This window comes from Fibrobacter sp. UWH6, assembly GCF_900142465.1.
GTDB lineage: Bacteria > Fibrobacterota > Fibrobacteria > Fibrobacterales > Fibrobacteraceae > Fibrobacter.
Genome location: NZ_FRAX01000002.1, coordinates 113,585 through 138,607, shown reverse-complemented (window position 1 = coordinate 138,607; position 25,023 = coordinate 113,585). Strand labels below are relative to the sequence as shown.

Here is a 25,023-nt window from a genome sequence, read left to right as displayed (position 1 = left end):
TTACAGGAGACTCTTGTAAAAATCAAGAAGCTGTCTAGAAATGGTCTTGCTGGATAGATGCCGTTGTGCGTAAGTCTTGTTCTTCTGGCCGTACCCGGCGGCAGCCTGCGCCAAGCCTTCCTTTATGCTGGATATCAGAGATTCCTTGCTGCCTACTTCAAATACGGGGTTCCCGGATTCCTTCAGGAACGGACCTACATTTCCTGTATCGGGGCCTACGACAACTTTGCCGAGATAGAATCCCATAGAGGCGTTCCCTGAATTTAGAATGACAACGCGCTGCAATAGCATCAGGTCTGCCATCGCTCCGAATAAGGGAATCTCCTCTTCGGGAATGATTTTTGCACTTGTCTTGATGTTGTGCAGTAAATTCAGCAATAGACATTTTAGCTTTGTCTTTGCGTGGCGCAGGTAAATTCGGATGCCCTTTGTCTTTCGCTCGATGAAGAATGATGGGGCAAGAATCTTGATGGAATTCTTCTTTAGGAAGTCGGTTAGCCCGAGTAGTAAATCTCGTTCCTGCTGGTCTCTAAAGGCTCCAAGGCATAGAATGTAAGTGTACTTGGTGCTTAGTCCAAGTTTTTTTGCGGCCTCTTCTTTTGTGACGGGATCCTTGTATCTGTCATCATAGATATGATGGGGGAGAATTTCGTGTCTGCTGCGAGGATACAATTCCTTGAACAGGTTTTGACTGTAGTTCCCCATGTGCAAGATCATGTCGCATAATTCGTAGACCACTGTGTAGGCTTCTGTTTGCCAGGGAAACTTTGCAAAGTGTGGCTTGATGTTGTGACATGTTGCTACAATCTTGCCGCCCTTTTCCTTGATAGCTTGCAGACGTAACTTCAGATCCTCTGGGGTCCTATTTGTGTTCTTTAGAAGAATATCTGGCCAGTGGATGTGTATGATGTTGCAGGATAATATTTCTTCATTCCAGAAGGTTTGAATTCCCGAAACAACTTCCAGGGTGTCGTCTATTTCTTTTAGACGCTTTATAAGAATCGAGACATACGGATTGAAACAATCGTTTTCGTCAATGCCAAAATAAATCTTCATGGGCTAGCGGAAAAGGGGGTGGAAGTCGTGCTTGTACTGGAGCGAATTCTTTCGTTCGCCGATTACTTTGGCGGGTACGCCTGCGACGATTGCATTGGCGGGAACATCTTTGGTGACGACGGCATTTGATGCAACGACTGCTCCGTTCCCGATTGTTACTCCGGGAAGTATGGTTGCCCTTGAAGCGATCCATACATGGTGACCGATATGAACCTTGCCTGCCCTGGATTCGTGAGTTTCACTATTGGGGTCGTGGTCCATGGTCCAGATCATTACATTTGTTGCAATGTCTGTGTCGTTTTCAATTTCTAGCGTTCCACGGCCGTCCAAAAGTACATCTTGATTGATGATGACTCGATCCCCGACGGAAATGCCCTTAGGGTATAACAGCTTGACATGGCGCAGAAAGGAGACTCCTTCGCCCATCTTTCCCAGAATCTTTTTTAGGTAGCGTGTACGAATTCTGCGGCTCGGAAATGAAAGTATCCACGGTCGGATGACTTCTGTCTTGAATAGCTGGTATTTTTGTTTGAAAGTCATAATTTTTTTTTGTATTTATTACTAATATAGATAATTATAAGTTTTATTGTTTTGGCTTGTTCGGGGTAGAAACATAAATCTATTTGAGGTATTGTTTGCTTTTAAGAACGGTCTGCCTTTTTTTTCTAGCGTTTATGCTATTGTCCTGTACGGAAACGTCACAGGATGATGATTCCTTTGGTCAAGGCGCATCGGAATCTTCGTTGGCTTCCTGCGTAGAAAGTATAGCTCTTGAAGATGAATTTCCATTTGAAAATTCTGAGTATCCCTTTGTTGGGCTTCAGCGTATTGTCATAGAGACGGATTCTTGCGAGCGTGATATTGAGAAGGGCGTTTATACATGGGCTAGCATGCGTGTGTATGGGGAAGATTCTGCACAGGGAGAATCGTTAAAGATGCGCATCAAGGGACGTGGGAACTCCAGCTGGAATGATATGCCGAAACGGGGCTATAAAATCGTTTTTGAAGAAAAAAAATCAATGCTGGGGATGCCTCGAAATAAGGAGTGGGTTCTTGTCGCCAACTATGCAGATAAAAGTTTGATGAAAAATCATTTGGCTTATAGGTTGGCATCTGACATTGGAATGGAATTTTCTCCGCGAAGTGAATTTTTTGAATTTTATTTAAATAGCGAATATCTGGGCGTTTACCTGTTGACAGAGAGTATCGAAGTCCGAAAAAATAAGGTAAATCTCCCTGAAGATGTGGATTCCTATCTGGTGGAGTTTGACGCCAAATATAACGAAGAAGAACAAGTTGTATTTGCCAATGTGTTAGATACGAATAAGCCGTTCCGAATTCATTACCCTAAAAATGCTTCGGACAGTTCTTTGGAAAAATTGTTAAATCATGTTGAATCGTTTGAAAGATTCTTGCTGACGGTTGAAGAGGCGTCTATAGAGGAAATCTCTGAATGGATTGACATTGACGCTTTTTCAAAACATTTTTGGGTTCAGGAATTTGCGAAAAATCCAGATGCGAATTATTTTACCAGCGTCTATTTTACCTGGTCGGATGGTTTCCCGATAAAAATGGGGCCTGTCTGGGATTTTGATGTAGCTTTTGGGGGAATGCGAATTTATAACGAGGCTCTTGCGTTAAGCGAAAATTGGCGAACTAGAGATGCTTATTGGAATGCAAGATTATTTTCAAATAAGGCTTTTGCAGATACAGTTGACCGGTATTGGAAAAAGTTAAGCCCAATTTTTGAAGGGGCTGAGGGAATTATTGATTCTCTTGGGGAAGCCCTAGAATTACCTGCGCAAAACAACTTTAAGCGCTGGGATATCCTTCATGAACATGGCAAGTGGATTTCCAATAGTGTTCGGAACTATGGAGAAGCCGTAAATAATTTAAGGAAGTGGGTCGTCGGAAGACGAAGATGGATTAATGAAAATACTCCCTAGAGTCTCCATTTCTTCTTTATGATTCTTCTGGCGATTCTGCTGTGTCTTGCGCAGAATAAGGCTATCTTCTGCTTTGCCGAAATGACGCCCTCGTTGATTTTAGAGCGAAATGTCGGATCGAATACAGCATAGCGAATAAGGGCCTTTCCAAAATCCTTTTTGAATTTCTGGATGATGGCTTCGTCTTTGATGTACTTGGAAAGGTACACGCGCATTTCTTCGCAGGATAGATTGAATCGGTATTGAGCCTTGTTCTTTTCGCCTCTGTGGCAAGCGGAGTTGGGCGTCAGACGATAGACTGATGTGACTGTGGGATCGTAGTGGATTTTACCAAGAGTCGATGCGAAGAAGAATAGCTGTGTATCTCCCATGAGGAAATATTTGCTTATTGCGAAGTCGTCGTTAATCTTGGACCAGAGAGAACTTCTGTAGACGGTGGTGACCGTTTGGACTCGGTACTGATTGGCGTCTAGGATATAGAGGCTTAAATCGCTTTGCTTATTTTTCTGAATATCCAAATTCTGTTGATTTGATTTATCTTCTAGAAATTTGTCGTTGGTCTGATCGTAATATTTGAAAGCCGTGTGAGAAAAGATGTAATCAGGATGACTTTCTAGAAAATCAACTTGTCTTTGCAATTTATTCGGGTCTATCCAATAATCATCGCCTTCGCACTCCGCGTAATATTTTCCTTGAGCTTTGGGATAGACGAAGGTGTTCCAGACGCTGACTTTTTTGGAATATTGATTTTCGGTCTGAAGAATAGGCTTGATTAAGTCAGGGTATTTTTCTGCGTATTCCCGTACGATTTTTGCGGTGCCGTCTGTGGAGGCGTCATCATGGATGATGATTTCGATAGGGAAATTAACCTTCTGTAAAAGAAAGCCCTCGATGGTTTGCGCAATGTATTTTTCTTGATTGTATGTTGCGCAGAGGATGGAAACCAATGGTTGTTGTGTCATATTTTCAACTTACTAAAAAATATCACTTGAAATTGTTGATGGCTTCAACGAATCGCGTCATGTCGTCGGTACTGTAGCGTTGGTCGCAAACCAGTGATAATATATTGGGGTAAATTTGGGCGATTTCGGGTCTTTCTGCTATGATTTTTGACGGAGTCCAGTGAATAGTACAAAAAATGTTGTTTTCTATTAGATGTTTTTGAAGGTCTGCGCGTCTGCCATTTTTTATGTAAATAGGGTAGTAGAAAGGTACAATTCCCTGTGGAATGTCATTGAATATTTTTTCAACAATATTGTTGTTTATGTTTTGGCTAAGAAATTTTGCGTTTTTGATTCGCTGGTTAATCACAAAGTCATAATTCGCCGTGTCGAAGATGACTTTTGATATTGGGGAAAGTGCGTACGCCTCTTTGTGTTCGAAATATTCAATGGTGTGCTTGAATAGGGGGTAGAATTGCGATTTTTCTACACTGGGGTCATTTTCTAAAAAACGATTTTTTAAAAGGGACGCCTCTATATATTCGTTGACTTGTTCTTCACAAAAGGGCTTAATGTTCTTGCTTTGAAGAGGTTGTGTGTCGGAAGACAAAACTCCACCATCGGGAGTTGATAGCCATTTGCGTATGCTGCACAGGTATATGTCCGCTTCAATTTCTTTTTTTTTGTTTAACCAGGATTGCGTATAATCGTCGATAATTGTCAGCTCGTTTTTCTGGCGAAGCTTCTTCAGTAATGGCTTTGCTTTTGATAACGTGTCAAATCCAAAATAAGAATGGACGTAGAGAATGCCGTTGTATGCTATTTTCTCTAGTTCGGTTACAAGAGAATCTTCGTTGATGGACAAATCTTCGTTGATTCTGTAGTATTCTATGTTGAATCCGTGATCAACGAAAGGCTTTATACATGTCTCGCATGTGTAAATCGGCAAGACTACATTTTTCTCTCCGCTGTAGATTTCGTCGAGATACACGTTTAGGGCGGATCTTGCAGAAAATGTATAAAGATTGTATTTGAACTTCGAACAACCGAATACTTCTTTTGTTGATGGCTGCTGATTTAGCACATCTTCTTTGAGTGGAATGTTTCCGCCAATTTCTCTTTGCAACTATGCATCCCCCAAATCTATTTTCTTGTCGGCGTAGTAGATTAGGCTGTTAAGGTGTGTTGCGTCGTTGTGCGTGATTTCTTGAAGTTCCTCGGAAACGAAATTCTTTTGGAAAAGCCAAGGTTTTTCATCGCAATTGTCAAAGAGCGGCTTTAAATGGGCTGTTTGTTTTGATATGAAATAGATGCCAGCGAACTTTTGTTCTGAATGGTAAAATTCAGGATCGTAAAAGACATTGCAGGCAGCAAGGATTATGCCTGTGAGGAATTTGTACCCGGTGCTCAGTTCCGTGAGCGGATATGTAATGCAATCTCCACCGGGCCTTGCATTGATTTCAATCAAGTAGATTTCGCCATCGATGATTTTAATTTCGGTATGGCACGGTCCATTTTCAATGCCGACGCATTCAAGCATGTCCTTGATGGCTGTTTCTACTTTCTTCCGCATTTCAGCGGTAAGGGCTGCCGGCTGATGATGCCCAAGTTCTACACAATGAGGGGCGCCGGAACTGTCCTTTTGCGTAACTTGGATGACGAAGTGCTTTTTGCGGAAGGACAGGGACTCGACTGAATATTCCTGCCCTTTGTCAAGGAATTGCTCTATGATGATGCCGTCTTTGTTTCGTGTCCCGATAGTTTCTTTGGCGTAGTTGATTGCTCCTTGGAATTCGTCTTCCGAGAATACGACTGTGATGCCGCGCTTGCCACCATAAGAAGCTGGCTTTACAATGACTGGGAAGGACTCGACCTTGATGACCTCGTCAAGGTTTGTGACTTCCTTATAGAATGGTTGCTTGATGAATTTGAAATTCTTCCCTTTGTTGCGGACCCAACTTTTATTGGTGATGTTCCCCATGACTTCGAGAGGACTTGTATTGAGGCCGAGGGCGTTCGCGACAATAGATGCTATTTTTACAGTGAGTTCTGTAGTGGCGAGAACCCCATCAACATTTTTTTCTTTGCAGATATCGATAATTCTGTTTGTGTCGAAGATGTCGATGTCATGAAATTCATCGACAGAATCCTTTGCTATGGCACCTTTGGCCCAGGCAAAACAAAGTGTTTTTACATTAAGTTCCTTGGCCCTTGTTGCTAGGATTTTGGCCATTACACCTGCACCGATAATTGCAATAGTTAACATTGTAAATCCTTGGGTTTTAGAATGTGACAGGCAAAAGTTCTTTGCAACTTTTTACGCCGTCTGTTTGGCAAATGAGTTTGCTGTCTGTGCCTTCGTTATTTAACCATTTCACGATTTGCTTTGGAACGTTTACGCCGGCATTGTGTGTGAACGGGTATTGCCCTCCAAAACGGCAATTCATTTCCAGTACATAAATGTCGCCATCTTCTGTAACAAAACAGTCGGCGTCTAATAGAGCAATGTGCTTTATATTTGAAGAAATGTTTTTTGCCACGTTTTCAAAGGGCTTGGTGGGTACAGTTTCTGCGACGTCTGTTTCACCGGATCGCATGGCTATTTTTTTCTTTGCAAATACGGTGACGTAGTTGCCGTCAAGGTCGTTTAGAATCTCGATGCCGTATTCCTGCCCTTTGATTGCTTGTTGGATGATAATGCATTTTTCCGTGTCGGCGGCAGATTCGTACTTCAAGTAAGTATTGAAAATTTCCCTATGAAGTTTTTTGTAAAGAACTTCCAACTCTTCATTGTTTTCTGCTTTGTATATGCCGATGGAACCCATACCCCAACGAGGCTTTAAAAAAAGTGGATAGTTCAAAGAGCCGTTCTGTAGAGCGTCTTTTGCGTCGTTTAGACGAATAAAAGCTGGAGATTGCTTGATTCCAATATTTGATAAAAATTTAAAGGTCTCCCATTTGTCGTTGCAGATAGATGTGGCTTCCACGCTGGAAACAACAAGTTTTATTCCTGCTTTTTCAAAGGAATGTCGATTTTTTGCGAGAACGGGAAGATCTATGTCAAATAAAGAAATGATAGCGCTGATTTGTTTTTCTTTGCAGTAATCAATTAGAAAATTAATGTATCGGTCGTCATAGATGTTTGGCGTCAATACGTAATCATCGGCTTGCAATAGCGTGTAAGTGAGAATGCTGTTGGATGCAAAAACCTTTCCTGTTCCCCTCAGTGCATCCTTGAAGTATTTTACTAGGTAAGTTCTGCGGCCGGCAGATGTGAGAAGAATGTTCATTGTATAAACCTATTTCTTGTTGACTACGACGTCAATAACTCTGTTCACACCTTCTTCGTCAAGGCCGGCGAACATGGGCAGACAGAGCACCTGGTTTGCCAGCTTGTGTGCTATGGGCAAGTTTGCTGGATTTGCTGAATCCAGGCCTTTGTATGCGCTGAATGTGCTGATCAACGGGTAGAAGTAACGACGTCCGAAGATGTTGTGTTCTTGCAGTTTGGCGTACAGGTCGTCTCTACTGATGCCGTATTCTTCGCTAATGAAGATGGGGAAGTAGGCATAGTTGTGTCGAACACCTTCAATATCCTGGAGGAATCGGATTCCCGGGATGTTCTTGAATGCTTCGCGATATCTGTTTGCTACGGCCTGACGTTTTTCGATGGCGCTGTCCACCTGCTTCAAGTTCAGCAAGCCGTATGCCGAACGGATTTCGTCCATCTTGCTGTTGATGCCCGGGGCGACCACGGTTGTTTCTCCGTTGAAACCGAAGTTCTTCAGGAAGTCAATGCGCCTTTTGGTGGCTTCGTCATGACAAATCAGTGCACCGCCTTCGATGGTGTTGTATACCTTGGTGGCGTGGAAACTGAGGGTGCTCATGTCGCCTGCCTTCAATACGGATTCACCATCTTTTTTGACGCCAAAGGCGTGGGCGGCATCATAGATAATCTTCAGACCATAGATGTCTGCGATTTCCTGGATGCGCTTCATGTTGCAGGGGGTTCCGTACACATGGACGGGCATAATGGCCGTGGTGTGCGGGGTAATGGCTGCTTCAATTTTTTCGGGGTCGATGTTGCCAGTTTCTTCATCAACATCTACAAATACCGGTTTCAGTCCGTTCCACCAGATTGAGTGGGTGGTTGCCACAAAACTATAGGGTGTGGTAATCACTTCTCCAGTAATTTTCATCGCCTGCAGAGCGGTAATCAGGGGCAGCGTGCCGTTGGTGAACAGGCTGATGTATTTTACGCCGAGGTAATCTGCCAGGGCTTTTTCCAGTTCTTCATGATAGTGACCATTGTTTGTTAACCATTTGCGGTCCCAGATGTCTTGAAGCATGGGAATGAACTCGTCCAGAGACGGGAGGAGCGGGGAGGTAACTGTAATCAGCTTGTTGTCCATTTTATTTCCTCTTGATCATGCTTAGTAGTTCGTCAATGGTCTTCTTATTAAAGAGATAACTGGTGATAAAATAGTAAATGCAACCTACTGCTATTCCTGTTGCAATCTGCAAAGCATACTGTTTCTCAGGTAGCAGGCTGTTTATCCCTATGACTAGTGCTGCCATAATGGATACATTCAGGAATGCGGGGAACAGGAACTTCATCTGAGTGAAAAAACCGGCTTTCAAAAACCTACCGGAATAGAATGTGTTTATGAAAAGACTTATCCATGTGGAGATGACCTGGCCGATGCACATTTCCAAAACACCCATTTGAAGGGTGATGATGAGAATGGTAAATCCAACCGTTTTCTTGATGATTTCCAACTTTAGGAAAAGGTCGGATCTGCCGAGAACCTGGAGCATATTTAGGTTGATTGCATGTACAGGGTACCACATCATGGCAAGGCAAAGAATTTGAAGCAGGATGATCATACCTTCCCAACGATCTGTCAGGAAAAGTAATGTACATGGTTTTGCCAGTGCGAACAGGCCCATCATTAACGGGAATACGATAAAGGTGGACATGTTTAAAAATTTCAAATAACCGTTGCGCATACGCTCAGGTTCGTTCTGCATTTTGCTGAGGACCGGGAATGATACTCGCTGCAGAATGCGGGTGATGTTGAGCGAAGGGAATTGGGCAAAATGTTCGGCCTTGGAGTATCCTCCCAGCTGGGCGGGGGTGTAGTACTTTCCGATTATAAGCGGATAAATGTTGTTGTAGACGGTGTCAATGATTCCGGAAATGAGCAACTTTGAACCATAGGAGAACAGATACTTAAAGGATTCCCTGGAGAAAAAACAGGTGGGACGCCAACGTACGACAAGCCAATATAGGGTAGACATGAGTACGGTGCTGAAGAGCGCCTGGATGACTAGTGCCCAGACTCCATAACCATTGTATGCAAAGAAGATGCCTACGGCGCCGGAAATGACTGCGCACACAAGCGAAATTTTAGCCTGTTTCTTGAAGTCAATTCTTATGACAAGTGTTGTTGTCTGGACCGCGTTAAAGGATTGTACGATAATCTTTAAAGCAAGAACTCGTAAAACGAGAGTGAGTTCTGGCATAGCGTAGAATTGCGCGATGAATGGTGCCAACAGGAATATGACTGCATAGCAAAACAGAGACATACCGATATTGAAGAAGAACATGGTGGCCATATCCTTTTCTGTACGGTCAATTTTTCGGATAATTGCATTTGAAAAGCCGCTGTCAATGAATGTCTGACTGATGGCCAGAAAGACGGTTAGCATGGCGATTACACCATAGTCTGCAGGTGTAAGCATTCGAGCAAGGATGATGCCGAATAAGAACTGAACACCCTGCGTAGAAAATCTCTCTATGGCACTCCAAATGACTCCGTGCGCGGTTTTTTTCTTTAAATTGTCTGCCATTATACCTAGACTCCCCTTGTTAGGGAATTGTATTTATGCTTTCCACGGCAAATTTAGAAAAAAACATATTCGTGAATTTTTTATGTTATATAGTGATGGCGTTTATGAAGAATGGATTTGACTATTTGAAAAGCACCCGATTGATTGCGGTGTTTATTGTTTTTTTTGTTTCGATGGCCTTCGCCTATATTCCTGGCGAGTCGGGTTTTGTATCCCTGGAAAATGAACATGGAATCTGGGGGAACCCTGCGGGGGTGCCTGCTTTTGATTCCAAGGGCGGCTTGGTTTCCTACGATTTTGACAATGGAATTACCAATATTCGTGCCGGCGGTAATTTGGATCATTGGGCTGCTGGTTTTGATTATGTGCAGGGGCCCGATGGGCTTGATGAATCACGTTGGAGTCTAACTCACGGTTCTGACTGGTTGAACCGCTACCTGTTTTTGGGAACACGCATTACGGCCTTCCGCAGTTCTGAATTCCGTGGGACGGAGTGGAGTTATGCGCCTGGTGTCCTGATTCGCCCTTTCCGCAGTCTCTCTCTTGGCTATTCCTGTGATAATCTGCTTTTTATCGGTCCGGAATCCCAGAAGAGAATTCATAATCTTGGAGCGACCCTTCGTCTGGGGTATTTTTTCAGCCTTAGCTATGACGTTGAAAATTTCGAGAATCATCGTCTCTTGTTAGAACTGGAATCTTATGGTTTCCGCTGGGGACTTAAGCTACCCATTTATGGGGATGACGGGTATCGACTGAGTTTTTCGATGCCTATCGGGGGTTACAACAATTTCGCCTTGCATGTGTATGACGATTTGTTGCCCAAGGGCGGCGCCTGGGGATTTCATTCTGCCCGCAATCCTCGTTCAAGTTTGAGTGCCCAGATTATTCGTGTACCCCTGGATATGGAAGTGTCTGAACGGGAGGATGAATTTGCATTTTTCCGCAAGAGTTCCATTAGTATCTGGAAGGTCCGCAATCTTTTTGAGCATATGTTCCGCGATCCTTCTAGTGGTCTTGTCATTCTTGACTTTTCGGGCTATAAGGGAAACATCGGAGTGTCCGATGAAATCAACCGTTGTGTGATGAAGCATCGTGCTCGCGGGGGCAAGGTGGTTGCCTATCTTGATGATATTCGTCCATCTGTCCTTTTGGCAGCTTCCAATGCAGATCGTATTGTGGTGGAGCCTTCGGCTCATCTGAATTGGCGTGGCCTGGGCGGAAACATCTTATTCTATAAAGGTCTGTTTGACAAGCTTGGTGTAAAAGTTGAATTCCTGCGTCATGGTAAATTCAAGTCTGCCGTAGAACCTTATATTGCCGATTCCATGTCTGTGGAGGCCCGTTCCAATATGGATTCCCTGTATAGGGATTTGTGGAAAACTCTTGAGTTGATTATTGCTAATCGTAAAATCGCCAAGACTATGTCGATCGATTCTGCAGTGGCCTATCTAGATACGCTTGCTACAAAGCCTATGGTTACGGCGAAGGCTGCACAGAAGGCTGGGCTTGTGGATACCATGCTGTATATTGACCAGGTTCCCGCCTATGCAATCAAGTCTTTCTTTGGTTTTGATGCGCCTTGGGCTAGTTACCGCACCTGGCGTCCTACAGACAAGAAGATTTTCAATGAAAGTTGGACTCCCCGCACAAAGTTTGCTGTTCTGAATATTGATGGGTCCATTGATAATCGCATGGAACGATCTGTTTCGGAATCTCTTCGCAAGTTGCCTGGATCTGGTGCAGAAGCGTTGATTGTCCGCATTTCGTCTCCTGGCGGAAGCGCTATTGCCTCTGATAAGATTTGGGCGGCACTTCGCCATGTAAGCGAAAGGGGAATTCCTGTGGTGGCTAGCATTGGTCATATGGGTGCTTCTGGCGGTTATTATATTGCCTGTGGTGCAGACCTTATTGTGGCAGAACCCATGGCCATCGTGGGTAGCATCGGTATTTATGGCGGCAAGGTTGACGCCTCGGGACTCATGAGTAAGTTAGGACTTCGTGCAGAACCGGTGAAAACTCACGATTATGCGGATGCCGAGACTTTTGTCCGTCCGTGGACCGATGTGGAAAAGTCGGCTCTCCAGGAATACATGGATGATTTCTATGACCGCTTTACTGGCGTGGTTTCGAGGGCGACTGGTATTCCCCAGGCTACGGTAGATTCCAGTTATGGTGGCGGACGTGTTATGTTGGGCTTGAAGGCTGTTGCTGCGGGGCTTGTTCATAGGCTGGGCGGTATCGATGATGCCATCGCTGCGGCAAAGGATCTTGCTGGAGTAGGTAAGTCTACGGATGTGGATTTGATGATTCTTGATTCTGACAAGGCTTATACTTTGCCGATGCCTAGTTCTAAGGCTTTTGTGAATTTCATTACTGAAATGAATCAGACTCAGTTGTGGGCCATTGAACCCAATTTGTGGGAGATGGAATAATGTTAGGTATTGTCATAACAGTTCTTCTGTGTCTTGGGGCGTCTGCGTTCTGTTCTGTGACGGAAGCGTCTTTTTATAGCGTTCCTCCTGCTACCATAGAACTTCTGCAAAAACAGAAGAAGTTTACGGCCCGCTATATGTCCCATGTAAAGGATAATATTGACCGTTATATTGCGTCGGTTCTTGTGGTGAATACGGTTGCCAATACTGTTGGTGCTTCCTTGGCGACGGCCTTGGCTGTAAGGAATTTGCCTCCTGCAGGTCAGGTGGCCTTACCTATTGTGCTGACCATCCTGATTCTTCTTTTTGGTGAAATTACGCCTAAGACTCTCGGCGTGAAACAGGCCAAAATTGTAGCCCCCCTAGTTGCAGTTCCGTTCTACTACATTACGAAGATTCTTTCCTGGACTGGACTAATCTGGCTCTGTCTGACTTTGACGAAACATTGGACTCGAGAATCCGAGGAAAAGAAGGATGTGAGTATCGAGGATATAAACAGCCTTGTTAGCCTTGGCCTGCGTGAAGACGTGATTGACCGTCAGCAGTCCCTGGCGATCAAGAATATTCTTGCGCTGAAATCGGTTCCCGTGCGTAAGGTGATGACACCGCGCCAGGTGGTGTTCTCGCTGGATGCCAATAAGACTTTGGGTGAATCCCTGGACGAACGCGGAAACTGGCCGTTCTCCCGAATTCCCCTTTACGAAAAGAATAAGGACAATTGGATTGGAACGATTTTGAGGCGCGATGCCTACAACAAGTTGGCTGACGGTCATCGAGATATTAAGTTGCGTCAGTTGATGCGTCCCCTTCAGCTGATTCCTGATTCCTTGACTCTGGATAAGTTGCTGCTCCGTTTTTTGAAACAGCGTGGACATATTGTCGGCGTTGTGGATGAATGGGGCGCCATTGCGGGGGTCGTTAGTCTCGAAGATGTTCTTGAAGAAATTCTTGGCCGAGAAATCGTAGATGAATATGATGAGTCGGTGGACCTTCAGGAGTCCGCCCGTAAGCGTTCCAAGGCTTTGGCCAGTATGCGTGAACAGCGTCGTGCTGTAACCCGTACTACGGCGGCGTTGGCCCGCGAAAGTGTGGTGACTCGCGAAAACGTCGCTGTTCCCCGCCCGCAAAATTCAACTTCAAACGAAAATTCCGCTGACACTCAACAGCAGTAAGATTATGACCGATTCCGTAACGAATTCCTCTGCAAAGACTGCGCCTAAGAAAAATTACTTTCCCGCTTTGGATGGCCTTCGCCTGTTGGCTAGCGTGAACATTGTGCTGCTTCACTTGGCCAGTTCCAATGCCCTTGGCTACTTGGCTGACTATAAATGGCTGATGCCTATTCTTAGCGCTCCTGCGTTTGCTGCTGGTATTTTCTATGTGCTGGCAGGTTTCCTTTTTGCAAGTAAGTTTAGCGATCCCGACCGTCGCATTCCTGTTATCCCCTTTATGTTCGGTCGCATTTCAAAACTGTACCGCCTTCACTTCTTTATGACCTTGCTCATGTTCGTGGCCATGATCGTGAAGTTCAGCGGATACACCCATTTGCCGGGCTTGAGTGAAGTTTCAGATTGTGTGAGCAAGGGTCTTGCCAATATGACGCATCCCTGGCGCAGCTTGATTTTGCACTTGACTTTGACATGGTCCATTGTTCCCGATCTGGGCATGAAACTGAATGAACCTTCCTGGTCCCTTACCAGCTTCTTCGTCTGTTATGCCATTACGCCCTGGTTTAGCCGTTGGTTGTTCAAGCAGAATAATCGTACTCTCTGGATTCTTTTTGGCACGCTGTTTATTCCGGGAATTTTGTGGGCCATTTTCTTTGGCTTTAGCGGAAATCTTTGGTTTGATGGCTACGGCGCCAAATACCGTTTCTTCCACATTTTTGCTCCGGTCCGAATTTTCGAATACCTTTTCGGCATGGTCCTTTTCAGATTGTACAATGAAGGTTGCTTTGACTACCTGAAAAAGAATTTTGTCAGTGGCATAGCCCAGTTTGTGGTACTTGCCGCCATTTACGGAAGCCTATTTATCATGAGTCCCAAGGCCAATCCTGGTTGGAACTATTTTGCACACCATTCCGTTCCGGTGATGCTGTACGGATTGTTCCTGGTGTCGCTTTTGAGCGGCAAGGGCTTTATGGCCAGGCTTTTCACTGTCGGAATTGTACGCAAAGTGGGCAAGGCTTCTTTCTATCCTTACCTGATTCACCTGCCGATTATGACCATTGCCTGGGGCATGTGCAACTTGAATCAGCCGGCGAATACCGTCAAGTTTATGCTGTTCGTCTATACCGTCAGCACGTTATATAGCGAATTCAAGACCTGGCGCCGTAAGAAGGCTAAGGAAAAAGGAAAGTAGGCGTGGAATTTTTCGGGCGATTTCGTGTGTTGAGTCGCTTACCGTTCAAATCAAAAATGCCGCTGTGATTGCCATCGGTTTTGCGTTTTGTGCTAATGGTGGATTTCAGTTTAGATGTTCCTGCCGACTTTTTAATAGTCAGACTTAAATTGCAGAATTCAATGGTGTAGATCCCGTTTTCGTCGGGCTGAATTTCATTGTTGTTCTGTTCGATAACGATATTGTCATCGGCAGTAAAACCGGATTCCTTCAGGAATTCTTCGTTCAATTTTACCTTGAGAGGAATGCTCTTAGGCATATGCGGGTGGGGCATTTCCCAACTGATCTTGTACTCCTTATCGTTTGCGGTACCTTCTGCCTTATCCATTATAAAATGTGCTTTATGGTAGGCGCCTACCGTGCTAAATGGGGCTACCCACAAGTCATTCTTTAGGGCGCGTTGAAAGGCGTTCTTTATGGCTTCGGGGGTGATGCTCATACCGCCTTCATCTGATACGCCGTGGTTCAACAGAACTAGCCAGGAACCTCCCTTTACCTGAACGTCCCACGGATTTGCATTTGAAAAATCGCCAATGAATGCGGCTGTATCTAACGCTTCTAGAAGTTCTGTGTCCGCCGTTTCCGAAGAATTCCAGACTCGGGAGGCCATGCCTAACCATTCCGGTTCTACATCCCAGTCGTTTCGCCCATGCCAGCCGCAGTCGCGGTTAATAAAATGATGCTGGTTGATTTCGCCAGATACTTTTTCGTTGTTGGCGCAGAAGGGGGTGGCGTGGGAAGTGATGTTGATTTCGGCTCCGTTTTCGGCCATGACTTTTTCGATTTCCGTAGCGAAATCAGTAATTTCCGATTTTAGCTTGGCGTCATCTTGATCGGGGAGTTGCAAATGGTTGTCGGTATGGTTGCCGATTTCGTTGCCCATGTTGGCCAGTTTGGCGAAACCTGCACCGTTTTGCCTAAGGCTGTTTCCGCCCATGTTTGAAAGGAAAAAGGTCACCCTGACGTCTGGCATTTCTTCCAGGATTGGAGTCAGGTTCTTCACCTGATTTTCCATGGCGTCATCAAAGGTGAAACTGGCGGCGCCGACATGGCCGTTCCAGGGAACTGTAGTGAGAGGGGGCACGGCCATACTAAAACTCGTTAATCCTAAGGTGGCGATGAGTGTTCTCACCGCCGATTTCGCTAAACTCTTTTTTGCCATAAGTCAAATCCAAAACGTTTCTTCAAAATTAATTTAAAGTTTTGGATTGGAGGAGCTGTTGTTCTCTAGTGGATGACCTTTCTTACCTTGGCGGCGAATCCAGGAGTCTTTGAGATGATGATGTAGGGGCCCTTGGGCATAAAATCGGGGACTTTGAATTCGGTAATATTACCAAGGCGTCTTCCCTTTGCATCCAGGAGGGTGTACGTTGTGTTTTTCGGAGAAGGGATCGTCTTGTGTTCTAAGGTCGGAACGAACCATGTAGGGCTTGGTGTCGGGAGTCTTGGAGGAGCCGTAGATGGTTGCCTTTAAAGAAGTGAATTCAAGAATGAAAATTCCGTCTTCATCGGGGTAGATTCTTTTACCATCCTGTTCGATGTAGATGCTCGCATTGTTGCCGAAATTTTCTCTGACGAAAGTTTCGTTTATGACGACCTTGAGAGGAATGCTTTTGGGCATATTCTTGTGGGGCATTTCCCATGTGACGGTAAGATTGTTTCCATCGGCAACGGCCTTGGCGGTATCCAGGGTAAAGTGGGCGCGGTAGTAGGCCCCGACTGTGCTAAAGGGGGCAACCCACATATTGTTTTTTACGGCACGTTGAATGAATTCCTTCATCAGATCCTGGGTGATATAACCTTCTCCAAGATCGGCGATTCCATGATTGAGAAGAATCAGCCAGGAAGGGGCCATGGCTGAAGCATCGATAGAGTTGAGGAAATCTTCTTCGGCGTTGGGGGTGGTGTACCAAACCTTGGAATCCATATTGCTCCAGTTGGGTTCCACATTCCAGTCGTGTTTACCCGGTCCGCCTGCACTGCGATTGATGAAATGGCGGTCATCAATGACGCTAGAAACAATGTCGCTGTTTTGACTGTAGGGGAGTGCGTGGGATGTGACGCTCACTTCAGCTCCATAAGAGCCCATGATTTGCTCCAGTTCCCCGGCAAAATCGATAATTTCTGATTTCAGGGAGGATTCTGCAATGGAGGTGAGGTCGAAATGGTTGTTGGTATGGTTGCCGATTTCATGCCCCTGTTTTGCAAGTTCAGCGTATGTGGGGCCAAAGTAGTCAAGCAGGTTCATACCCATATTAGTAAGGAAGAAAGTCACCTTGACTTCGGGCATATCCTCGAGAATCTGGGAAAGAGGCTCTGCCTGGTAGAATCCGTCATCGAAGGTAAAGCTGGCCGCGCCAGAATAGCCATTCCAGGGGACTGTTACGAAGGGGCTTTTGACGGAAGCTGCTGAAGCAAGCCCGCAGATTACGGAAATCCCTAAAAATGCTTTTTTGATGATCCTGTTCATAATTTTCTTCCATTCCTAGGGAACAAAATACGATCTCAGGATGTTTTTTTTTCAAAAAAATTTCATTTCCAATATTACAAGATGTAAGAAAATTGTCATATTGTATGGATTCTGTTAATACGGTGTATTAACAAATGTTATAATTGGCCCGCTATGAGAAGAGATAAATTGGCTATATCTATTAATGGTGGTGGTGCGCTGGGCATTGGTCCGGTTGCGCTGATGTGTGAAATTGAAAAGAAGCTTGGGGAAGGCTGGATTTCTAAGAATGCTGCCGCTTTTGGTGGTACCTCTACCGGCGCTATCGTAGCGGCTTGCCTCGATGAGGGAATGTCTGCAGAAAAGATCCGTAAGTTCTACCGCGATAACTTGAAGGATATTTTCAAGAAATATTCCTTGTGGGAACGCATTAAGGATCTTAAAAAGCCGACTTATAATCATGCACGCTTGAAAGAACTTCTAATGGACTGCATGAAGGGTAAGTGCAGCGATTGGGAAAAACCGATTTTCATTCCCACAACTCGACTCAATGGTAAAAAGTCTGTAGAAAAGGTTTGGGACAGAGGCGATGCCGATGTGGATAAGTGGTTCGCGGTTCTTTCGTCCACTTGTGCTCCTACCTACTTTGACGTTGAAAAACTTGGCGATACTTGGTATGCCGACGGTGGCATGTGGGCAAATTCTCCCATTGCGGTTTTGAATGCAGGCTTGAAGAGAGCTGGTTTCCGCGACGATTACCGTATCCTTACCTTTGATACTGACATGGATATGATGGTTCGCGTTGAAGACAACCAGACCTTGCTTGGCTGGGGTAGCTACGTGCTTAATGAATGGGTTGCCCGTTCTGGCAAGAGTAGCGATTACGAAGTGATGGCTGACATTGGCCGCGAAAATGTCCATGTGCTTTCGCCGTCTGCAAATGGTAAAAAATACAAGTTGGACGATGTTGCCGATGACAAGCTGGATGAACTTGAAAAAATCTGGCGTGGTTATTTCACGGAACATGAAGAACAAATCATATCCTTCTTGCAAAACACCTAGAGATGACGGCATTGTCATTAAACACGGCACTCCCTTGGGGGTGCTTTGTTTATATTTTTTGGCATGAAAAAAGCTTTCTTGATTTTTTTATTCTTGAGCGTCTTAGCAGCTGCCCTAATATCTTTGGGAAGGAACTTGTCTAGTTCTTCGTTTGAAAATGCAGATGAATTGCATCCCTCTGTATCGAATGAGCACTACGACGATGTTGCAACAGCCGCAGATACGGCGAGAATAAAAATTTTAGGTTATGACAGAGATGGAAATGGTGTAAGGGATGACCTGGATTCTCTAATTGATGCGAAAATTCCAGACAGTCCTGAAAAGAGAGCCGCTTATCGCTATCTGGCTCGGGCCATACAGAATCAGTGGATTGCTTTTTATGATAATCCGCAAATGACGTATGAGGAAATGCATCCCTATGCAGTTTTTACCTCTTTGGGAATTGAACTTATTGGAGAGCTTAATGCTGAAGTAAATCTTGATTTTAGTCTTTTTGAAGCCAGTTTACTAAATACATTGGAACGGGTTATGTTTAGCGATGAAATTGACAGAATCTTTGTCGGAAAATATTTGCCTGTAGCGGTAAAATCAGATCGGCAATATTCCGATTTGGTATCCTTAGGAATGGGTGCGTTTAATGAAATTTTAGAACAAGAGAGGATGAAATAATGCGAGAAATTTTTTTGAGAAAGAGCAGAATTTTATTCGCATTTTGTTCGCTCATGTTGGTCTCGTGTGTTGATCCTTATAAGTGCGCTAATGAAATTAATACAAATTAAATTACGGTGATTAGCGTAATTTCAACAAAGCCGGTCAAGTCTGTTAAAGCATATATAGGCGACAAAGTTCTTTGCGAAGGCGTTAACGAATTACTCTATAGAAAAAATAAGGAAGAATTCCTAAGTTGGACGATGTTGCCGATGACAAACTTGATGAACTTGAAAAAATCTGGCGTGGTTATTTCACGGAACATGAAGAACAAATCATATCCTTCTTGCAAAACACCTAGAGATGACGGCATTGTCATTAAACACGGCACTCCCTTGGGGGTGCTTTGTTTATATTTTTTGGCATGAAAAAAGCTTTCTTGATTTTTTTATTCTTGAGCGTCTTAGCAGCTGCCCTAATATCTTTGGGAAGGAACTTGTCTAGTTCTTCGTTTGAAAATGCAGATGAATTGCATCCCTCTGTATCGAATGAGCACTACGACGATGTTGCAACAGCCGCAGATACGGCGAGAATAAAAATTTTAGGTTATGACAGAGATGGAAATGGTGTAAGGGATGACCTGGATTCTCTAATTGATGCGAAAATTCCAGACAGTCCTGAAAAGAGAGCCGCTTATCGCTATCTGGCTCGGGCCATACAGAATCAGTGGATTGCTTTTTATGATAATCCGCAAATGACGTATGAGGAAATGCATCCCTATGCAGTTTTTACCTCTTTGGGAATTGAACTTATTGGAGAGCTTAATGCTGAAGTAAATCTTGATTTTAGTCTTTTTGAAGCCAGTTTACTAAATACATTGGAACGGGTTATGTTTAGCGATGAAATTGACAGAATCTTTGTCGGAAAATATTTGCCCGTAGCGGTAAAATCAGATCGGCAATATTCCGATTTGGTATCCTTAGGAATGGGTGCGTTTAATGAAATTTTAGAACAAGAGAGGATGAAATAATGCGAGAAATTTTTTTGAGAAAGAGCAGAATTTTATTCGCATTTTGTTCGCTCATGTTGGTCTCGTGTGTTGATCCTTATAAGTGCGCTAATGAAATTAATACAAATTAAATTACGGTGATTAGCGTAATTTCAACAAAGCCGGTCAAGTCTGTTAAAGCATATATAGGCGACAAAGTTCTTTGCGAAGGCGTTAACGAATTACTCTATAGAAAAAATAAGGAAGACCTCCTTTATCATTATACCTATGATGAAGGGAAAATTGATTCTGAACGTGAGGATTGGTTTGTTGTATATGGATGTTATGTCATACATGATACAACCGTAAAGAATGGGAAGGTTTATTTTGATGTTGAGGAAAATGACAGTATAAATGTCCTTGATGTTGACGACTTGATAATGGGGAAAACACACATTTATGCAATTTCGTTGCAAGACACTGCGTGGCTTTTCGGTTACAAAAGTAGTTTATTGGTAAATGACGCTCAAAATTACGATTTTTCTGTTTAGTCTCGATTGGGCTGCCGTGATGGCTATTACTTTGTCTCTTTGCCGATGATAGAAGAGGACCTGTGCTTTGATGATTGAAATTTATCGGGGTTTTTAAGGGGTGTCCCCTTAGGAGTGGGGGTAGCGTAAAATTTTGCGCGGCCTGCTTTTTAGGCTGATTTGCGCAAAAGTTGGAGCGAGGGGGCGGCTGCCCCCCTTTTTGTTTTTTCTATCTGACAAGCTTTGCTTGCATTTAGTACGGCTCAATCATGCCATTTCACGCAAGCGTGAATGTCACGATGTTCGCCTTTTGCTAAATTTACGCCCGTATTTAATAGGGGGCTGTATGCCCCGAGGTAAACAATGGCAAAGTTATTCCGCGAAGTACAAAAGGAAGAAACCTTCCCGCAGATCGAAGAGCGCGTGCTCGGATTGTGGGATAAGGATGATAGCTTTAAGAAGTCTCTGGACAGCCGTCCGGAAACTGCACCCTATACTTTCTACGATGGCCCTCCGTTTGCAACTGGCCTTCCGCACTATGGTCACTTGCTGGCTGGTACCATCAAGGATATCGTTCCCCGTTACTGGACCATGAAGGGCAAGAAGGTTCCCCGCGGTTTCGGTTGGGACTGCCACGGTCTGCCTATTGAATCTCTGGTGCAGAACGAACTGGGTCTGGCTGGCGTTGCCGAAATCCAGAACCTGGGCGTAGACAAGTTTAACGAAACCTGCCGTAGCAAGGTTCTGAAGTACACCGGTGAATGGCGCAAGACGGTTCGTCGTATGGGCCGTTGGGTGGACTTCGACAAGGGCTACAAGACCATGGACAAGAACTTCATGGAATCTGTGTGGTGGGTGTTCAAGCAGTGCTTCGACAAGGGCCTCATCTATCAGGGCTACCGCATCCAGCCGTACAGCCCGGCTCTTGCAACTCCGCTTTCCAACTTCGAAACCAACCAGGGCTATAAGGACCGTCAGGACCCGTCCTTGACTCTTATCTTCCCGCTGGTTTCCGACGACGCTAAGTTTGCTGGTTCCAACATCCTGGTTTGGACCACCACTCCTTGGACTCTTCCTTCCAACTTCGCTATTGCAGTGAAGGCTGACGCCGAATACGTTTGCGTAGAACAGGACGGCAAGAAGTTCTGGGTCATGGGTACACGCGCTGGCGCTTACTTCAAGCAGCCCAACATTGTGGACAAGTGCATGGGTTCTGACCTTGCTGGTCTCAAGTACGAAGCTTTGTTCCACATTAGCGACGCTTACGCCACCGCAGAAGAACTGGCCAAGCGTTATACCATCTACGTTGCCGATTTCGTTAGCGACGAAGACGGTGCCGGTGCTGTGCATATCGCTCCTTCCTTCGGTGAAGAAGACTTCCAGCTGGGCGCATCTCTTGGCCTGGGTCTTTTTGACCCGCTGGATACCGAAGGCAAGTTCACCGACAAGGTCCCCATGTGGAAGGGACTGGGTGCAAAGGAAGCCGACAAGAGCATTATCGCTTACCTCAAGGAACAGGGCCGCGTGTTCAAGCACGAAACCTTCGTTCATAGCTACCCCCACTGCTGGCGTACCGGCGTGCCTCTGCTGTACCGCGCCCTCAAGACTTGGTTCTTGAAGATCGATGGCGAAGTTACCAATGCAGAAGGTGTCACCAAGACTTTGAAGGAATGGATGGTCGAAAACAACCAGACCGTGAACTGGGTTCCCGACCACATCAAGAGCGGCCGCTTCGGTAAGTGGATTGCCAACGCCCGCGACTGGAACCTTTCCCGTAACCGTTTCTGGGGTACCCCGATTCCTGTATGGATTGCTGACGACGGCGAAATGATCGCTGTGGGCTCCATCAAGGAATTGGCAGACCTTACTGGCGAAACTCTGGACGACTTGCACAAGCACTTCGTGGACAAGATTGTCATCAAGAAGGACGGCAAGGAATTCAAGCGTACTCCGGAAGTGTTTGACTGCTGGTTCGAATCTGGCTCCATGCCTTATGCTAGCCGCCACTATCCGTTTGAAAACAAGGAACTGGTTGAAAAGAGCTTCCCGGCTGACTTCATTGCCGAAGGCCTTGACCAGACTCGTGGTTGGTTCTACACCCTGACTGTTCTTTCTAACGCTCTGTTCCAGAAGCCTGCCTTCAAGAACGTGATCGTGAACGGTATCATCTTGGCCGAAGACGGTTCCAAGATGTCCAAGTCCAAGAAGAACTATCCGGACCCCAACGAACTTATCGAACGTACCGGCGCTGACGCTATCCGCCTGTTCCTCATTAACTCTGCTGCACTGAAGGCCGAAGACCTGCGCTTCTCTGAAGAAGGCGTGAAGGGTATCGTGAAGCAGGTGATGCTCCCGCTGTGGAACGCCGTTAGCTTCTTCGTAAGTAACCACAATGCCGACGCCGCCAAGGGCCAGCTGAACTGGAATCCGGGTGAAGTGGTGAAGTCCGAAAACGAACTGGACCGCTGGATGCTTGCAACCCTGCAGGATCTGGCCGCCAAGGTCGAAGTGGAAATGAAGGCTTACCGTTTGTACAACGTGGTGCCTGCAATCATCGCCGCTGTGGATGACCTGACCAACTGGTATGTTCGTCGTAGCCGCCGCCGTTTCTGGAAGTCTGAAAACGATGGCGACAAGAATGCAGCTTACGCTACCATGTACAAGGTGCTGGTGGACTTCAGCAAGATTCTTGCTCCGTTCCTGCCGCTCCTGGCCGAAGAAATCTACCAGATTCTCGTTCGCGAAGTGGATGCCAACGCACCTGTTAGCGTACACCTCTGCGAATTCCCCAGCGCTGACGAATCCTTGAAGGACGAAGCTCTGGTGCAGCGTATCGCAATGGTCCGCGGCATGGTGGAAATGGGCCGTGCAATCCGCGCTACGAACAACGTAAAGAACCGTATGCCAATTGCTAGCATGACTGTGGTGCCCCACGGTGCCGTAGAAAAGGATGTGGCAGAAACCATGAAGGACCTCATCCTCGAAGAACTAAACGTTCGCGAAATGAAGTTCCTGGAAGACGAAACCGTTCTGGTGAAGCTTTCTGCAAAGCCTAACTTCCTGGGTATCAAGGCCAAGGGTCCTGAATACGCCAAGAACATGAAGGTCATCTCTGCAAAGCTTAACAGCCTGAGCGCTGACGAAATCAAGGCTTTGCAGGGTGGTGAGACTATCAAGTTCGAATTTGGCGAAGTGGGTGCAGACTGCCTCATGATCCAGCGCATTGTGCCGGAAGGCCTTGCCGTGGATGCTGACAGCCACTTTACCGTTGCTCTGGACCTGAACGTCACCGACGACCTGCGCCGCGCTTGCGTCGCCCGCGAATTGGTGAACCGCATCCAGAACCGCCGTAAGGAACAGAACTACACCATCACTGACAAGATCGAAGTGACCTTGTTCTCTGACAGTGAAATGTTCAAGCAGGCAGTCGCTGAAAACGAAGCCTACATCATGGGCGAGACTCAGGCCGTTAAGCTGACCTGGGCTGCCGCCGCTGATGGCCTCGAAGCTAACGACGCTGACGGAGAGGCATTCAGCTTCACAACTGTTAAGGCATAAGGCTTAACAAGGCGAACGTCGCGAAAGTCATGCCGAGGTCGCTCGGCATCGGCTGAACCTAGCAAAACAAAAGTCCCCGAAGTTAAATGCTTTGGGGACTTCTTGTTTTTTTTAGAAAGATCACCGTCTGGAATGCGAGTTTTTAGGGCGTTTGAAATTTTCCTAATTATCCACAAAATGCTCGGTTTGTGGACTTTTGGTGAAGTACAGAAATCTGACGATTGTGTCAAGAGAAAAATTTTTTAAGAATTAGCCGTTTTCTAGGAGGTCGTTTGCTAAATACTTCGGAGATAGATTGTCAATCCCGTACATGCCTTGTTCAATCTGCTTTGCCAAGTTGCTTGTATAGTACAGGGCCATTGCATCTCTTAAAGGTATGTTCTTCAATGCGGCAACTTCCTTGATGATATCTTCCTCAAGGTTCTCGCGATATAAGGCTGTGAGGATTTTGTTATCCATCTACTTTTACCTCATAGCTTCGATTGAATTTTAAAAGAGAATCAATTGCAAGCTGTGTCACAAAACAGATCTGGTTGTTTTGTTGAAAATAGCGAAGCTCGGCTAAAGTTTTTTCTTTGTCCCATAGACCACGAAAGTACATGTCAATCGTCTTGAACACATCATCGTCAGCCACATTCCCGCAAATGATGTCAAAAGTCTGATTAAGATTTTCACCACGGCGACAGGCGCAAACGAAATCTAGCCACTTTTCATCAGCGGAATCAAAGTTTAGGCTTTTTAAAGGTTCAAAAGATTCACTCATGTCATAGACGTTTACGAAAGCTTTTTCACCATAACGAAGAGCCTTGCGCTTTGCCCATTTTTCGGCTTGTTTCTGAAATGTGGTGACATAAAACCCTTCGCCGAAATCAAGATATTTTTTAGAAAAACCGATTTGCGGTTTTTCAATGATTTTTGTGGAACCATGATAGACTATCATACGGCAACCCCGCGTTCACGAGCAAAGTCTGTCAGTTCAGCCGTGACAGCTTCGGATCCCATCGTGTGTAATGTGTCGTAACAGGGGATTAAATAGTCGTCTAGAATTTTCGTATCGTTCAAAACTGCATAAACCTCCGCTGGAGTTTTTCCCCAGGCAGAGGCCAACTTATGAATGACAAAAACAGAGAATTCTAGTTCCTTTGCGGTACACATATCTC

General features: G+C 45.3%; 22 protein-coding genes. 9 read left to right on the top strand and 13 right to left on the bottom strand.

All coding sequences use genetic code 11. The annotated features are described in order from the left end of the window. Positions 1 to 1,056, bottom strand: a complete 1,056-nt coding sequence (locus BUB73_RS02535; protein ID WP_073233284.1) for a glycosyltransferase family protein — start codon at positions 1,054 to 1,056, stop codon at positions 1 to 3. Between the two features lie 3 nt (positions 1,057 to 1,059). After that, positions 1,060 to 1,482, bottom strand: a complete 423-nt coding sequence (locus BUB73_RS17875) for an acyltransferase (protein WP_073157920.1) — start codon at positions 1,480 to 1,482, stop codon at positions 1,060 to 1,062. A gap of 209 nt (positions 1,483 to 1,691) precedes the next feature. Between BUB73_RS17875 and BUB73_RS02525 the strand changes: the two genes are divergently transcribed. Next, positions 1,692 to 3,002 (top strand): CotH kinase family protein, encoded by a 1,311-nt coding sequence (locus BUB73_RS02525; RefSeq protein ID WP_139259090.1) that lies wholly within the window; start codon positions 1,692 to 1,694, stop codon positions 3,000 to 3,002. On the opposite strand, the gene BUB73_RS02520 is transcribed toward BUB73_RS02525, so the two are convergent. Genes BUB73_RS02520 through BUB73_RS02495 form a run of 6 tightly spaced genes read right to left on the bottom strand, consistent with a single transcriptional unit; the run spans position 2,999 to position 9,796 of the window. Next, complete coding sequence (locus BUB73_RS02520) at positions 2,999 to 3,964, bottom strand: glycosyltransferase (protein WP_073233288.1); 966 nt, start codon at positions 3,962 to 3,964, stop codon at positions 2,999 to 3,001. The two genes, BUB73_RS02525 and BUB73_RS02520, sit on opposite strands and share 4 nt — an antisense overlap. A gap of 22 nt (positions 3,965 to 3,986) precedes the next feature. Next, positions 3,987 to 5,069, bottom strand: coding sequence for an aspartate aminotransferase family protein (locus BUB73_RS02515; RefSeq protein WP_073157506.1), 1,083 nt, complete (start codon positions 5,067 to 5,069; stop codon positions 3,987 to 3,989). Further along, complete coding sequence (locus BUB73_RS02510) at positions 5,070 to 6,209, bottom strand: ATP-grasp domain-containing protein (RefSeq protein ID WP_073233290.1); 1,140 nt, start codon at positions 6,207 to 6,209, stop codon at positions 5,070 to 5,072. A gap of 16 nt (positions 6,210 to 6,225) precedes the next feature. Then, positions 6,226 to 7,233, bottom strand: a complete 1,008-nt coding sequence (locus tag BUB73_RS02505; protein ID WP_073157500.1) for an ATP-grasp domain-containing protein — start codon at positions 7,231 to 7,233, stop codon at positions 6,226 to 6,228. Positions 7,234 to 7,242: 9 nt separating this feature from the next. Then, a complete protein-coding gene (locus tag BUB73_RS02500; protein ID WP_073233294.1) occupies positions 7,243 to 8,355 on the bottom strand; it encodes a DegT/DnrJ/EryC1/StrS family aminotransferase in 1,113 nt (370 codons plus the stop codon). A gap of 1 nt (position 8,356) precedes the next feature. Next, complete coding sequence (locus BUB73_RS02495; protein ID WP_073157495.1) at positions 8,357 to 9,796, bottom strand: lipopolysaccharide biosynthesis protein; 1,440 nt, start codon at positions 9,794 to 9,796, stop codon at positions 8,357 to 8,359. Between the two features lie 104 nt (positions 9,797 to 9,900). Between BUB73_RS02495 and BUB73_RS02490 the strand changes: the two genes are divergently transcribed. Genes BUB73_RS02490 through BUB73_RS02480 form a run of 3 tightly spaced genes read left to right on the top strand, consistent with a single transcriptional unit; the run spans position 9,901 to position 14,589 of the window. Further along, positions 9,901 to 12,228, top strand: a complete 2,328-nt coding sequence (locus BUB73_RS02490; RefSeq protein ID WP_073283608.1) for a S49 family peptidase — start codon at positions 9,901 to 9,903, stop codon at positions 12,226 to 12,228. After that, a complete protein-coding gene (locus BUB73_RS02485) occupies positions 12,228 to 13,400 on the top strand; it encodes a hemolysin family protein (protein ID WP_083539609.1) in 1,173 nt (390 codons plus the stop codon). Before BUB73_RS02490 ends, BUB73_RS02485 begins: the two co-directional genes overlap by 1 nt. Positions 13,401 to 13,404: 4 nt before the next feature. Then, positions 13,405 to 14,589: an acyltransferase family protein gene (locus BUB73_RS02480; RefSeq protein WP_073157492.1), complete on the top strand. Its 1,185-nt coding sequence runs from the start codon at positions 13,405 to 13,407 to the stop codon at positions 14,587 to 14,589. Here the strand turns inward: BUB73_RS02480 and BUB73_RS02475 are convergent. Beyond that, entirely contained in the window at positions 14,570 to 15,718 is a 1,149-nt protein-coding gene (locus tag BUB73_RS02475) for a polysaccharide deacetylase family protein (RefSeq protein WP_073283348.1), read from the bottom strand. The genes BUB73_RS02480 and BUB73_RS02475 overlap by 20 nt on opposite strands. Positions 15,719 to 15,958: 240 nt before the next feature. Beyond that, a complete protein-coding gene (locus BUB73_RS02470; RefSeq protein ID WP_073283345.1) occupies positions 15,959 to 17,098 on the bottom strand; it encodes a polysaccharide deacetylase family protein in 1,140 nt (379 codons plus the stop codon). A 168-nt stretch (positions 17,099 to 17,266) separates the two neighbouring features. Between BUB73_RS02470 and BUB73_RS02465 the strand changes: the two genes are divergently transcribed. The 5 genes from BUB73_RS02465 (at position 17,267) to ileS (ending at position 23,863) form a co-directional block, all read left to right on the top strand. Then, positions 17,267 to 18,139, top strand: a complete 873-nt coding sequence (locus BUB73_RS02465; protein WP_073233302.1) for a patatin-like phospholipase family protein — start codon at positions 17,267 to 17,269, stop codon at positions 18,137 to 18,139. Between the two features lie 63 nt (positions 18,140 to 18,202). After that, complete coding sequence (locus BUB73_RS02460; protein WP_139259088.1) at positions 18,203 to 18,808, top strand: hypothetical protein; 606 nt, start codon at positions 18,203 to 18,205, stop codon at positions 18,806 to 18,808. A 403-nt stretch (positions 18,809 to 19,211) separates the two neighbouring features. Further along, positions 19,212 to 19,817 carry a hypothetical protein gene (locus tag BUB73_RS02455; RefSeq protein WP_139259088.1) on the top strand — a complete coding sequence of 202 codons (606 nt, stop codon included), beginning with the start codon at positions 19,212 to 19,214 and terminating at the stop codon, positions 19,815 to 19,817. A gap of 116 nt (positions 19,818 to 19,933) precedes the next feature. Further along, entirely contained in the window at positions 19,934 to 20,326 is a 393-nt protein-coding gene (locus BUB73_RS02450) for a hypothetical protein (RefSeq protein ID WP_073157478.1), read from the top strand. Between the two features lie 342 nt (positions 20,327 to 20,668). Then, positions 20,669 to 23,863, top strand: a complete 3,195-nt coding sequence (gene ileS, locus BUB73_RS02445) for an isoleucine--tRNA ligase (RefSeq protein WP_073283339.1) — start codon at positions 20,669 to 20,671, stop codon at positions 23,861 to 23,863. Between the two features lie 249 nt (positions 23,864 to 24,112). Here ileS and BUB73_RS02440 read toward each other — a convergent pair whose 3' ends face one another. Genes BUB73_RS02440 through BUB73_RS02430 form a run of 3 tightly spaced genes read right to left on the bottom strand, consistent with a single transcriptional unit; the run spans position 24,113 to position 25,018 of the window. After that, on the bottom strand, positions 24,113 to 24,322 hold the full coding sequence (locus BUB73_RS02440) for a hypothetical protein (protein ID WP_073283337.1): 210 nt from the start codon (positions 24,320 to 24,322) through the stop codon (positions 24,113 to 24,115). Beyond that, entirely contained in the window at positions 24,315 to 24,803 is a 489-nt protein-coding gene (locus tag BUB73_RS02435) for a DUF3990 domain-containing protein (RefSeq protein ID WP_073283334.1), read from the bottom strand. The genes BUB73_RS02440 and BUB73_RS02435 overlap by 8 nt, the downstream gene beginning before the upstream one ends. Then, entirely contained in the window at positions 24,800 to 25,018 is a 219-nt protein-coding gene (locus tag BUB73_RS02430) for a DUF3791 domain-containing protein (RefSeq protein WP_073283332.1), read from the bottom strand. Before BUB73_RS02430 ends, BUB73_RS02435 begins: the two co-directional genes overlap by 4 nt. Positions 25,019 to 25,023: the final 5 nt, after the last annotated feature.